General features: G+C 72.9%; 8 protein-coding genes. 7 read left to right on the forward strand and 1 reads right to left on the reverse strand.

Translation table 11 applies throughout. The annotated features are described in order from the left end of the window. The first annotated feature begins 131 nt into the window (after positions 1-131). From ACGF8A_RS01795 to ACGF8A_RS01810, 4 genes are read left to right on the forward strand one after another with little or no spacing between them, the layout of a single operon-like run. Positions 132-860: a GntR family transcriptional regulator gene (locus tag ACGF8A_RS01795; protein WP_393103117.1), complete on the forward strand. Its 729-nt coding sequence runs from the start codon at positions 132-134 to the stop codon at positions 858-860. Between the two features lie 60 nt (positions 861-920). Then, the gene (locus ACGF8A_RS01800) at positions 921-2447 is read left to right on the forward strand and encodes a hypothetical protein (protein WP_393103119.1); all 1527 of its coding nucleotides are present in this window, start codon (positions 921-923) and stop codon (positions 2445-2447) included. 22 nt (positions 2448-2469) lie between these two features. Then, a complete protein-coding gene (locus ACGF8A_RS01805) occupies positions 2470-3342 on the forward strand; it encodes a hypothetical protein (RefSeq protein WP_393103121.1) in 873 nt (290 codons plus the stop codon). Between the two features lie 55 nt (positions 3343-3397). Next, positions 3398-8197: a hypothetical protein gene (locus ACGF8A_RS01810; protein ID WP_393103123.1), complete on the forward strand. Its 4800-nt coding sequence runs from the start codon at positions 3398-3400 to the stop codon at positions 8195-8197. A 173-nt stretch (positions 8198-8370) separates the two neighbouring features. On the opposite strand, the gene ACGF8A_RS01815 is transcribed toward ACGF8A_RS01810, so the two are convergent. Further along, on the reverse strand, positions 8371-9030 hold the full coding sequence (locus tag ACGF8A_RS01815; RefSeq protein WP_393103125.1) for a hypothetical protein: 660 nt from the start codon (positions 9028-9030) through the stop codon (positions 8371-8373). Positions 9031-9413: 383 nt separating this feature from the next. On the opposite strand from ACGF8A_RS01815, the gene ACGF8A_RS01820 reads away from it, so the two are divergent. From ACGF8A_RS01820 to ACGF8A_RS01830, 3 genes are read left to right on the forward strand one after another with little or no spacing between them, the layout of a single operon-like run. Next, positions 9414-12548 carry a nitrate- and nitrite sensing domain-containing protein gene (locus ACGF8A_RS01820; RefSeq protein WP_393103127.1) on the forward strand — a complete coding sequence of 1045 codons (3135 nt, stop codon included), beginning with the start codon at positions 9414-9416 and terminating at the stop codon, positions 12546-12548. Further along, entirely contained in the window at positions 12545-12982 is a 438-nt protein-coding gene (locus ACGF8A_RS01825; protein ID WP_393103129.1) for a roadblock/LC7 domain-containing protein, read from the forward strand. The genes ACGF8A_RS01820 and ACGF8A_RS01825 overlap by 4 nt, the downstream gene beginning before the upstream one ends. A 9-nt stretch (positions 12983-12991) precedes the next feature. Next, on the forward strand, positions 12992-13387 hold the full coding sequence (locus tag ACGF8A_RS01830) for a DUF742 domain-containing protein (protein ID WP_393103131.1): 396 nt from the start codon (positions 12992-12994) through the stop codon (positions 13385-13387). Positions 13388-13391 lie beyond the last annotated feature (4 nt).

The raw sequence follows: 13391 nt of genomic DNA on the forward strand, positions 1-13391 counted from the left end.
CCGTGCGGAAGCGTGGCGGTGCCGCCGCCTGAGGGAGGGGGCGGCACCGCTCGTAGCAACGTAGAGGATCGTTCAACGATCCCTCAATACTCGTGTTGTTTCGTTCTGGTATCTGCGATTGAATTCCGGGCATGGCAGAGCAGCTGACGGGACTGGCCGGCGACCGGGCCCTCCTGGGGCGCACCAGCACCGCCGAGCGCGTGTCGGACATCCTCAGGAGCCGTATCGCCGAGGGCTATTTCCCGCCCGGCACCCGGCTGTCCGAGGACAGCATCGGCGGGGCGCTCGGCGTCTCCCGCAACACCCTGCGCGAGGCCTTCCGGCTGCTCACCCATGAACGTCTGCTGGTGCACGAGCTGAACAGGGGCGTCTTCGTCCGGGTCCTGGCCGTGGAGGACGTCGAGGACATCTACCGCACCCGCCGCCTGGTCGAGTGCGCCGTCGTCCGGGGGCTCGGTGAGCCGCCCTACGCGCTGGAAGGGCTCGCGTCGGCAGTGACGGAAGGGCAGCGGGCGGCGGTCGAGCACGACTGGAAAGGCCTGGGTACGGCCAACATCCACTTCCACCGCGAACTGGTCGCCCTCGCCGCCAGCGAGCGCACCGACGAGCTGATGCGCAGCGTCTTCGCCGAACTGCGGCTCGCCTTCCACGTCGTGGACGATCCGCGACGGCTGCACGAGCCCTACCTCACCCGCAACCGGCAGATCCTGCACGCCCTTCAGGCGGGCGACAGGCGCGAGGCGGAGCGGCTGCTGGAGGTGTACCTCGACGACTCCCTGAAGCGAGTCGTGGAGGTCTACCGTCGGCGGGTGGGCGACGACGCCCAGGACACATCCCGCGGCCCGGCGCGACCGTCGTGACGCCGGGCGGCATCTGCGCCGTTTGGGCTGTTGTCAGACCGAGGACCTAATCTGTGCACCGTGACTTCGCCTGCATCGACGGACAGTGTTCCGCCCCAGTTCAGCGCGGGGCCGCGCCCAGCCCCGGGACCGGCCGCCGACGAGGGACTGGCGCGGCGGCTGCGCGCGCTCGCCTGCACCGCGCCGCTGCACGACCTCGACGCGCGCAAGGCCAACCTCGCGGGTGAGTACTCGGTCTACGGCATGGCGGAGGTCGCCCTCGCCGCGATCGACCTCGTCACGCTGAACATGGACTTCGACACCGGCGCCGACCACGACCAGGTGGTGGCCCGGCTCGTCCCGCGCATCGCGGCGCAGGCGCCGCGGCGGCCGGCCGCCGAGCATGAGCGGGTCGCGCGCTGGGTCCTGGAGAACCTCATCAACGTCGGCAGCGTGGACCGTGGATTCCGGGCGGTTTACGGCACCTTCGCACCTGATGGGGCATATGTCCGGCGGGACTACGACTTCAAACTGATCGAGGAGGTGCCAGGGCCCGGCGGCAGCGTCTACCTCCGCACGACCGACGAGGCGGTGAACGTCCTCGTCGGCGCCCTGGACACCGATGTCACCAGCGCCCAGATCGCGGCAGAGGTCAAGCTGGAGGTTCTGATCAACCGCGGCCGGCTGGCCGATGCGCAACTGGCCGCCGAGCAGGCGCGGTACCGCACCGTGCAGTACTCGGAGACGCTCCGCCGCGCCCTGGAGGCGACCAGGCGCAACGTCCGCGCAGTCGACTGGCTCAGCACCGTGCCCGACATGATCGCCGAGGCGCTCGACCACGTGGCCGACCGGTACCGGCACGAGAACGCCATCCTGACCAACATCCGCAGGGCACGGGACGAGTCGGAGGACCCCGAGCACAAGCGGCGGGCCGCCGAGCTGGTCGACATCGTCAAGGACTGCATCCGGCGGCACACCCAGTTGCAGTCGCGACTGCTGGAGGCCGGGCCCCTGTTCCGCGCCGAGCAGGACCGCCAGGCCTTCGCGACGCCGATGTCCACGGCGGGCATCGACCTGTACGGGCACCTGGTCGCGCCGGTGCTGCCGCTGCCGCTGGAGCAGGCGATCCGTGTCACCGACGCCTTCTTCGCGAAGGGCACAGGCCTGCGCACGCCGGTGACCGTCCGGGTCGGGGACCTGGTCGACATACTCCTGACGCCGCCGGTGGAGCGCGAGCACCTCGGGGCGGAGATGCCGGAGCCCGACCTGATCGCCACACCGGACGACAGCCGGTTCAGCGAGGACCAACTGGCCGCGGCGAACGCGCTGCTGGACCTTCCGGCGGACGCGCCCAGACGCTTGTCGGGGCTGCTGGCCCAGGCTCGCCGGACCGATCCCGAGCTGCCGTACCTGGTGGCGCTGATGGCGGTCCACGCGGCCAGCCCGCCGGTCGGGACGGCGTATCGGCAGGGCGAGGAGAAGCTGTTGTTCTCCGTGGACGACGGGACGGAGCTGGACGATCCCGAGTTCGGCGGGGCCGACCTGATCGTCGGCACGGCCCTGCTGGACGCGGCGGGGATGACGGCGGAGCGGACGGAGGCCGCGTGATGACCACTGAGGAGTTGCAGTCGTGAGCGAGCACGTGGAGCCGGAGGGCGCGGGGACGGCGGTGAGCGCCGGCGTCACCCCCGCCGACGCCGCCGACGCGGCGCGGCTCGTCGCCTTCGGGCTGCAGCCGAAGTTGCTGCCCGCGCGCGACCAGGAGTACGCCGACCTGCTGCGGCGGTATCGCGAGCATCCGGCGTTCGCGCGGCTCGCGGACGCCGTGGCCACCGGGCTGGGCCTGGTCGTACTGGAGGTGTCCCCGCGCGCCGGGATCGCCGTGACCGCCGCCGAGGACTCCGTGTTCGCCGTGCGGATGGGCGACTACGCGCGCCGTACGGCCGCCGACTCCGGCGACCGGTTCCTGCATGGACTCGCGCATCTGGCCGTCGCCGCCATGGCGTTCCCGCGCCCCGAGGACCTCGCCGACAACGGCTACATCGGCCGTGCGACGGTCAACGGTGTCGACGCCTTCGTACGACAGGCCTGCCGGCGGCTGGAGGAGCGGGCCGCGGAGCAGGGGGAGAACACCGACCCCGCGACCGACGCGCCCGGCCTGGAGGCCGCCTGGCGGATCTGGGTGAGACGCAGCGCCACCGGTGCCACCAAGGACGCGCGGCGCCTCGCGGGGTCCACGACCGGCATCGTCGGCAAGGCCGTGGCCTTCCTCACCGACTCCGGCTTCCTGCAGCGGACGGGCGACGACAACGGCGGTACCTACCGCACGACCGCCCGCTACCAGCTCCAGGTGCGGGACATGGCCGCAAGCGCTGCCATGGCCGAGCTGCTGGAGCTGGGGGTCGTCCCGGTGACCGACGGCACGCCGACGCTGCTGCCCCCGCAGGAGGGCGACGACCTGCACCTGGTGGCCGATGCCGGACTTCCGTTCCACTCCGCCTGATATCCCGCGCCGCCCTGAACTTCCCTGATCTGCCGAAGACTTACGAGAGTCCGCCATGTACGAGCTGTCCCGGGTCCGCCTCTACTCCATCGGGCCGGCCGGTGCGCGCTACGCCGACACCGTGCTTGACCTGCGCGGTGTCGGCGAGTCCGTGCCCGACCCCGCGCCGACGCAGGCGGAGTTCTTCGAGGAGGAGCCGGTCGGCCCGCCGCGCCGGCCCGCGCCCGCCGGGGTGCTGTTCCTGGAGAACGGCGGCGGCAAGTCCGTGCTGCTCAAGCTGATCTTCTCGGTGATGCTGCCGGGGCACCGGAACACGCTGGGCGGCGCCAGCTCCGGTGTGCTGCGCAAGTTCCTGCTCGCGGACGACTGCGGGCATGTCGTGCTGGAGTGGCAGCACGTCCTGACCGGCGAGTGCGTCGTCGTCGGCAAGGTGAGCGAGTGGCGCGGGCGTCAGGTCTCCAACGACCCTCGGAAGTTCGCCGAGGCCTGGTACTCCTTCCGGCCCGGACCGGGGCTCACCCTGGACAACCTGCCCGTCGCCGAGGCCACCGCCGTACGGCCCTCCGTGGAGGGCCAATCGGGCGCGCGGGGACGGCGGCGCACCATGAAGGGGTTCAGGGACGCGCTCACCGACGCCGGGAAAACGTATCCACATCTCGAAGTGCACTGGGAGGAGATCCACGAGCGCTGGACCGAGCACCTCGGCGACCTCGGCCTCGACCCCGAACTCTTCCGCTACCAGCGGGAGATGAACGCCGACGAGGGCGAGGCAGCCGGTCTCTTCGCGGTGAAGAAGGACTCCGACTTCACCGACCTGCTGCTGCGCGCGGTCACCGACACCCGCGACACCGACGGGCTCGCCGACCTGGTCAGCGGCTTCGGGAACAAGCTCGGGCGGCGGGCCGAACTGATCGCCGAGCGGGACTTCACCGCGGGGTCGGTCGATCTGCTCGGGCGGATCGTGGAGGCAGCCGAGGCCCGCACACGCGCGCGGGACATCCACGCCGGGGCCGAGCGGCGGACGCGCACGCTGGCCCGGCGGCTCTCCGCGCGCGGCGCCCAGGAGCGGGTCCGGGCCGCCGACCTCGCCCAGCGGGTCACGTCCGCCGCCCACGCCGTCACCCACGCCGAGTCCGCGCGCGACCGCAGCGCGCTGATCGCCGCCGAACTCGCCTACCGGCACGCGTCCCTGGCACTGGCCGCGGCCGAGAAGTCGGCGGCCGCGCAGAAACGTGAGCTCGCCGACGCGCGAACCCTGCACTCGGCCTGGCAGGCCGCCGAGGCCGTGCTGCGCCATCGCGCCGCCGCCGACCGGGTCGCGCGCGTGGCCGCCGCGATCCAGGAGGCCGAACGGGACGCGGCTCCCGCGCTCGCCGCGCGGACCAGGGCAGCCGTGGACCTCGTACGGGCCCTGCACACCGCGACGGAGAGCGCCGAGGCGCTCGCGAACGAGGAGGAGGAGCGCTCCGCCGCACTCCAGGAGGTCAGCGACCGCGCGTACCGGGACTCCACCACCGCCGCCACCGAGGCGCAGCGCGCCCGCAGCGAGGTGGGGCACCTCCGGCAGCGCCTGACCGAGGTCGAGCAGGAGACCGCCGAGGCGGTGCGCGCGGGCTGGCTCGACGACAGCGCTCCCGACGCCGACCCGGCCCGTGCCGCCCTCGCCGCCAGCGACGCGGAGAAGGCGGCGGTGGCCGCCTGGGACACGGCACGGGAGGCGTCGCGCCGGGCGAGCGAGCAAGCGCGGGAGGCGGCGTCCGCGGAGTCCCGGGCCGAGCTGACGGCGGCCCGCGCGGCGGATGCGGCGACCGCGGCGGAGCGGGCCTACGACGGTGAGCGGCGGACCGCCGAGGCCCTGGCGGCGGAGGAACGGCTCGCGGAGTTGCTCAGCCTGCCCCTCACGTCCGGCGGCGCGGCGTCGTCCGGTGGCGCGGCGTCCGCTGGTGTGCCCGCGCCGCGAGCGGGTGCCGACGGCGCGACGGGAGCCGGGTCCGGGCGACGCGGCTCCGGCGAGCCGGCGCCCGCCGACGCGTCGGAGCCGGCCGAGGACACGGACGGGCGGGCGGCGGGCACGGACCCGGCCTCCCGGGCGTCCCACCCGCGCCACGGCACCCCCAGGACCCCGCGCCCTGTCGCCGAAGGCGCTCTCACCCCCGAGGAACTCGACGGGTTCGCCGACGAGTTGCGCGAACTGCTCGACGACACCGTGTCCTCGGCCGAGCGCCAGCTCTTCGAGCTGCGCACCGCCGCCGCCGACGACGCCCGCATCCTGGGCGCGCTCGGCGACGGAGGGTTGCTGCCGCCCGGCCCCGACGTGCTGGCGACCGTGGAGTTCCTCGGCGAGCACGGCATCCCTGCCCTGCCCGGCTGGCGCTACCTCGCGCAGGCCGTCGACCCCGCCGACCACGCGCGCGTGCTGGCCGCCCGGCCCGAGCTGGTGGACGGCGTGATCATCACGGACCCTGCCTCGCACGCCCGCGCGCGGGACGCGCTCGGCGACGCCGCGCTGCTGCCCCGCTCCGCCGTGGCGGTCGGCACGGCGGCCGCCCTGCTCGCGCCCACCCCGGCCCCGGACACGTCGGGCGACGGCGACGTCTTCCTCGTACCGCCCAACCCCGCCATGCACGACGAGCACGCCGCCGACGAGGAGCGGCGGGCGTTGCGCGCGCGGGCCACCGAGCGCGACGAGGAGATCCGCGCGCTCGCGGCCCGGCTCGGCAAGGACCGCGAACTCGCCGCGCGGCTCGCGTCCTGGCGTACGGGCTGCCCGGCCGGGCGGTTGGCGGAGCTGGCGCGGGTGACGCGCGAGGCGCGGGCCTTCGCCGAGGAGAGCGAGGCCGAGCTGGCCGAGGCGCGAGCCACGCGGGCCGAGACCGAGGAAGCCGCCGCGGAAGCGGCACAGGTGCGCGAGGAGCGGCAGGAGGCCGCGCAGAAGGCCCGCCGCTCCGCCGACGCCCTCGCCGGGCTCGCCTTCCGGCTGCGCGAACGGGCCGGCTGGCAGGTCAAGTTGCGCGAACTCGCCGACGAGGCCGCCGAGTCCGAGGCCCTCGCACAGACCTGCCTGGAGCGGGCCCGCGCCGCCGACGAGGACCGGCGTGCCGCCCAGCGGGCCGCCGACGACACCCGCCGCACCGCCCGTGCGCTGCGCGCCGAGCGCTCCGAGATCGCCGGCGCACCCGACGACGTAGTCGAGGACGACGCGTGCGCGCCCGAGACGGCCCTGCCCGCTCTGCGTGAGGCGTACCGGGCGGCGTCCCAGGTCTACGAGAAGGTCGGCGTCGGTGCCGATCTGCGGGCCGAGCAGGCGCGGGCGGAGAGTGACGAGAGCGCGGCGCGGGCGGAGCTGGACCGGCTGAGCAACAAGGTCCGCACACGCGCGGAACAGCTGCTGCAGTCCCCCGACGGTTCCGACGGGCCGTCCCGGCAGGCCGCCGCCGCGCGCGCGGAGGAGCTCGTCCAGCTCCTGGAGACCCGGATGTCCAGCGCGAGCGAGCAGCTCGGCCGGCTGCGCGGCGAGGCCGAACGGAACGCTCCCGAAGAGGGCGAGGCGCACACCGAGCTGCCCGGGGAACTCCAGCCGCGCGACGCGGAGCACGCGCAGACACTGCTGCGTACGGCCACCGGCGAACTCGCCTCCCGCGCCGAGGCGCTGACCCAGGCCCGCGAGGCGCACGGCGAGCTGCTCGACGCGCACCGTGCCGCCGAGGACGCGGCGAGCGGCTTCGACGAGATCGCCGCGCTGCTGCGGGACCTGCTGCGCGAGCCCGCCGGTGACGAGGAGCAGGACGTGCCGGAGCCCTATCCGGGCGGTCTGGAGGACGCCCGGCAGTCCGCCGCCGAGGCCCGCCGCTCGCTGCGCGGCTGCGCCGGCGACCTGTCCGCCGCCGAGGCCGCCGTGCGCGAGGCGAGCGACATCCTCGTCCGGCACGCCAACTCCACCCGCTACGAGCAGGTACGCACGCCCGCCCGCCAGCAGATCCGCGAGCTGCCCGCCTCCGCACTGCCCGAACACGCGCGGAAGTGGGCCGACGCCTTCGCGCCCCGGCTGCGGGTCCTCACCGACGAGCTGGAGCAGCTGGAGCGCAACCGGGACTCGATCGTGGACCGGCTGCGCGGGCTGGTCGAGTCGGCGCTTGCCACCCTGCGTTCCGCGCAGCGGCTGTCACGGCTGCCCGAAGGACTCGGCGAGTGGTCGGGGCAGGAGTTCCTTCGGATCCGCTTCGAGGAGCCCGACCAGGCCACCCTCGCCGAGCGCCTCGGCGAGGTCGTCGACGAGGCGACCCAGGCCGCCGTCAAGAAGAACTCCGACCTGCGCCGCGACGGCATGTCCCTGCTGCTGCGGGGCGTGGCCGCCGCCCTCCGGCCCAAGGGCGTCGCCGTCGAGATCCTCAAGCCGGACGCCGTGCTGCGTGCGGAGCGCGTACCCGTCGGGCAGATGGGCGACGTGTTCTCCGGCGGCCAGCTGCTCACCGCGGCCATCGCCCTGTACTGCACGATGGCCGCGCTGCGCTCCAACGACCGGGGCCGGGCCCGGCACCGGCACCGGCACGCCGGCACCCTTTTCCTCGACAACCCGATCGGCCGCGCCAACGCCACGTACCTGCTGGAACTCCAGCGAGCTGTCTCCGACGCCCTGGGAGTGCAGCTTCTGTACACCACCGGCCTGTTCGACACGACGGCGCTGGCCGAGTTCCCGCTGGTCATCCGGCTGCGCAACGATGCCGACCTGCGAGCGGGCCTGAAGTACATCAGCGTCGAGGAACACCTCAGGCCGGGGCTGCCGCAACAGCCGCGCTCCGGTGAGACGGTGCACAGCGAGATCACGGCGACGCGGATGTTCAAGCGGCCGGTCTAGCGGGCCGAACGTGCACACGTCTCGCCGCTGTCGAGCGTGCGCAGGTCGACCGGGCCGGAGCGGCCGGCGGTGATCGCCGGGGCGCGTCCAGGTTCTGTACGCGAGGCACCCGCAAGGCCGGCCAGCTGTACCGGCCGGCCTACCGATCTGGGCCGACCAGCCGAGCCGATGTCTCAGGGGTGCGACAACTGCCCAGCACCCCGCCCGTGTATCCGCTCCTGCGTCCGCTCGGCTGCCCGTGCCTGGCGCCTGGCCCGGCGGCGTTCGCGCCGTAGTGCCCGTGCCGTGCTGCTCGGCATCGACACCACCCCGTTGCGCTGGTTCCAGACCTGACGTGTGACCCAGACGTCGAGCACACTCCACGTCGCCGCGACCGTGCTGGCGATGCTGCTGAGCACCATCGGAAACGCGAGCCAGGAGCCGGCGAGGGTGCACAGGAAAGCCACCATCGCCTGTATCAGCGTCACGGCGACGATGAGCACCGCTCGCACGGCCGCCGCCCGCACCGGGTCCGGCAGCCTGCGCCGCTTGGCGGGCTCCTCGATCCACAAGGGCCGGTAACCGGGCCGTTCTTGAGGCGCGTTCCTCTCCGAGGGACGGGCCGCGCTCGCTTGTGCCGCCGTTCCCCCGCTCTCGGCCTTCCCTCCGCCCTGCTCCGTCGTCTCCGTGGCCAGGTCCCCCTCCAGCAACGCCGGTCCGCCCGTGTGAATGTCGTGATCCGGCGCCTCGGGGCCCCGCTGCGCCGTCACTTGTGCGACCGCGCCCTTCGTGGGTGCCTCTTGCCGCTCCGCCGTGCCCATCACCGTGTCACTCCCCACCGCCAGCAGACCCATTTCCCCGGTCCGAAGACCCGACTCCCCATTGGCTGCCCGGCTTGCGTTGCTTTACGCCGCCCGGGTGCAGGATGCGGCTCCTGTGGCCGATTCCGCCCCCATTTCCTGTAGAGAAGGACGAACGGTGCGCTTCGATGATTCCCAACGAACGAAAAATTCCGGCCAAACACCCGGGCTTGCCGATCGGATCCGGCTTCCCCGGGAGCGCTCGATCGGGGGCGGGAATCTCCTGCAATGAAGGGACAACTCCCCCTGTCCGGCAGGCATCCGGAAGCTCGACGTCCGGAACGGTCTTCGAGTTGCGGGTGCGTCGGTAGTAGGCTCGCGCCGCTTGTTGACGCACATGTGTACCCCCTGCCGGTGGGGGCGAGCTGGGGGAGGCCATGCGCTTTCGCGGGAAGTCCATCCGCCGGAAGATCGTGGCGCTGCTTCTCGTGCCGTTGCTGGCCCTGAGCGCGATCTGGGCCTTCGCCACGGTACTCACGGGCCGCGAGGCGGCACAGCTGTTCAGCGCTGCGTCCGTCGTCGAGAAGATCGGCTATCCGGTCGAGGACACCGTCCGGGTCCTTCAGCAGGAACGACGCCAGACCCTGGTCCATCTCGCCGATCCCCGAGCCTCCGACGGGCTCGCCGCGCTCCGACGCAGTCGCGCCGCCACCGACGAAGCCGTCGCCACGGTCCGCAGGAACGCCTCGAGTGCGAAGGTGCGTGACGACCTCGGTGAGACCGCGGGCGAACGGCTGACCGCCGTCCTGGACGCGTTCGACGGCATCGAGTCCCTGCGTCAGAGCGTGGAGGACGGCACGGTCGACCGCTCCCAGGCCCTCGACCTCTACAACCGCCTGGTCGACCCGTGTTTCGTCCTCCTGGGCGACCTCCACGTCGTCGACAACGTGGAGATGGACACCCAGTACCGTGCGCTCGTCAACATGGTCCGGGCTCGGGAACTCCTCTCCCGTGAGGACGCCCTCCTCGGCTCCTCCCTGGTCGTCGGCAAGCTCTCCCGCGCCGAGACGCGTGACATCTCCGACCTCGTGGCTCAGCGGAACGTCCTCTACGACACCAGCCTGCCGATGCTGCCCAGCTCGGAGCGTGAGCGCTACGAGCGCTTCTGGAAGAACGCCGCCACCGCGCCACTGCGCGTGGCCGAGGAGTCCACCGTGGCCTCCTCCTCGGGTGGCACAGGCGGTGTCTCGGCGCAGACCTGGGACAGCGTGGCCGGCAACGTACTCGACGAACTGGGCAACCTCGACGACGAGGCGGCGGACCGCTACCAGGACCGCGTCCGCCCGATCGCCACCGGCATCATCGTCAAGGCGGTGGTGGCAGGTGTCCTCGGCCTGGTCGCCGTACTGCTCTCGCTCATCGTTTCCATACGCATCGGCCGCGGTCTCATACGCGACCTGCGCCAGCTCCGTCTCGAAGCCCACGAGGCCTCCGGCGTCCGGCTCCCCAGCGTGATGCGCCGCCTGTCCGTGGGTGAGCAGGTCGACGTGGAGACCGAGGTCCCGCGCCTGGAGTTCGACAGGAACGAGATCGGCGAGGTCGGCCAGGCTCTCGACACCCTGCAGCGCGCCGCCGTCGAAGCCGCCGTCAAGCAGGCCGAACTCCGTGCCGGCGTGTCCGAGGTCTTCGTGAACCTCGCTCGCCGAAGCCAGGTGCTCCTGCACAAGCAGCTCACCCTGCTCGACACGATGGAGCGCCGGACCGAGGACACCGAAGAACTCGCCGACCTCTTCCGACTCGACCACCTCACCACGCGTATGCGGCGGCACGCCGAGGGCCTGGTGATTCTCTCCGGCGCCGCGCCCTCCCGGCAGTGGCGCAAGCCCGTCCAGCTGATGGACGTCGTCCGGGCCGCCGTCGCCGAGGTCGAGGACTACGAACGCATCGAGGTCCGCCGCCTGCCCCGCATCGCTGTGACCGGCCCGGCGGTCGCCGACCTCACCCACCTCGTGGCCGAACTCCTGGAGAACGCCACCGTGTTCTCCCCACCGCACACGGCAGTCCAGGTCCTCGGTGAGCGCGTGGCAAACGGCTTCACCCTGGAGATCCACGACCGCGGCCTCGGCATGGCGGCCGAGGCCCTGCTGGACGCCAACCTCCGGCTTGCCGAGACTCCGGAGTTCGAGCTGTCCGACACCGACCGGCTCGGGCTCTTCGTGGTCAGCCGGCTCGCACAGCGGCAGAACGTCCGGGTCTCGCTGCAGCCCTCCCCGTACGGCGGCACCACGGCCGTCGTCTTCATCCCGGACTCGCTGCTGACGGACGAGGTACCGGACACCAACGGCGTCGGCTTCCGTCTGGACCGCCCACGCCCGTCCAGGGAGGCCGGGTCCGAGGAGAGCCGCAGGACGGCGCTCTCCCAGGCGCCGGTTCAACTGCCCGTGCTGCCTCCCGCGTTGCTGGATGGGCCGGTCGAGCTGGAGGGCCCCGTGGACCTTGACGCCATCGACGACTTCCCGGGCGCACTCGAAGGTGAGGAGAGCGCACGCGGGGGCCTGTTCCGCCCGCGCCGCGGCCTCACTGCTGCCGACGGGGACAAGCCGTCCAGGTCCGAGGATCGTGGCATATCCGACCGCACCGAGGGCGACGATCATGTCAACCCCCCGGTGCCGCTGCCCCGCCGCCGCACACCCAAGCTGGTCAGCTCGCACGGTCGCCCGGTCACCGGCCAGCGCTTCCGGCGCCCGGAAGCCGACGAGGAGCACGCGACCGGCCCCGGCCCGCGGCGCTCCGAGCAGGACCGCACCCCACCCCTGCCGACCCGCCGCCGTGGCGGCTCACCCCTCGGCCGTACCGCAGGCTCCGCCGCCCACCTCGGCGACCCGGAGCAGCCCGCGAAGCGCGACACCGGCGAGCCCTCCGAGCGCCCACCCGCGATTCTGGGCGGCAGCTCCGAGGCACGGGACCCGTCGGAGGCGAGGGAAGCCTCTGAGACGGGGGGCTCCGCGGAGGCGAGGGAAGCCTTTGAGACGGAGGGCTTTGCGGAGGCGAGGGAAGCCTTTGAGACGGGGGGCTCCGCGGAGGCGAGGGAAGCCTCTGAGACGGGGGGCTCCGCGGAGGCGACGGGTTCCGTAGAGGCGACGGACTTCCGGGGATGGCCCAGCCCCCTGTCCGACGACACCGGAACCCACACCGCAGCCGCCGGGCACAGCCCCGAGGGGGCCGAGTCCGCGCTGGGCCGGATCAGCGATGCCGGCGAGCCCCAGGCCCATGACCCCTGCCAGGACGGCACGGCAGGGCGCCCGAGCCCCGGCGAGCCCGGGTCAGCGCCGTCAGGCAGCGGCGCCCTGCCCCGCCGTGTCCGCCAGGCCAGTCTGGCGCCCCAGCTGAAGCAGGACCCGCGCCGTACCGAGGACCGGGCGGCGCCCGCCGAACGGGACGCCGACGAGGTCCGCAGCCGTATGGCCTCGCTCCAGCGCGGCTGGCAGCGCGGCCGCCAGGAGAACGCCGCGGGGGACGACGTCCCGCGCGGCACAGCACCACAGGGAACGACAAAGGGGGACGGTCGATGACCGCACCGAAAGCGACCGGCCACACCGCGAACGGAAGGTCCGGCGAGCTCAACTGGCTCCTCGACGAACTGGTGGACCGCGTCGCGAGCATTCGCAAGGCCGTCGTACTCTCCGGCGACGGTCTGGCGACGGGGGTGTCCAAGGACCTCACCCGGGAGGACGGCGAGCATCTGGCCGCCGTTGCCTCCGGCTTCCACAGCCTCGCCAAAGGCGTGGGCCGGCACTTCGAGGCGGGCAGCGTCCGCCAGACGGTCGTGGAACTGGACGACGCCTTCCTGTTCGTCACGGCCGCCGGTGACGGCAGCTGCCTCGCCGTCCTGTCCGCCGCCGACTCGGACGTCGGCCAGGTCGCCTACGAGATGACGCTCCTCGTGAAGCGGGTCGGCGTGCATCTGGGCGCTGCTTCGCGCACCGATCTGCCCTCGGGCGGGTAGTGGGACGGCATGAGCGCAGACGGTCAGGCACGAAGCCACTGGTTCGACGACGAAGCAGGACCGGTCGTCCGTCCTTACGCCATGACGCGGGGCCGCACCAGCCATGCGGCCCAGCACCGCCTGGATCTGATCGCGGTGGTCGTCACGGAGCCCCATGTGGACGATCCGGAACCGGACACGACCCTGTCCCCGGAACACGTGGACATAGTCGAGATGTGCCGTGACATGCCGCAGTCGGTCGCCGAACTCGCAGCCGGGCTGGACCTGCCCATCGGTGTCGTGCGGGTACTCGTAGGGGACCTGACGGACGCGGAGCTCGTCCATGTGACACGGCCGGTGCCTCCGGCCGAGCTGCCGGACGAGAGCATTCTGCGCGACGTGATCAACGGCCTCAGGGCGCTGTGACCAG

Source organism: Streptomyces sp. NPDC047706 (genome assembly GCF_043204795.1).
Classification (GTDB): Bacteria; Actinomycetota; Actinomycetes; order Streptomycetales; family Streptomycetaceae; genus Streptomyces.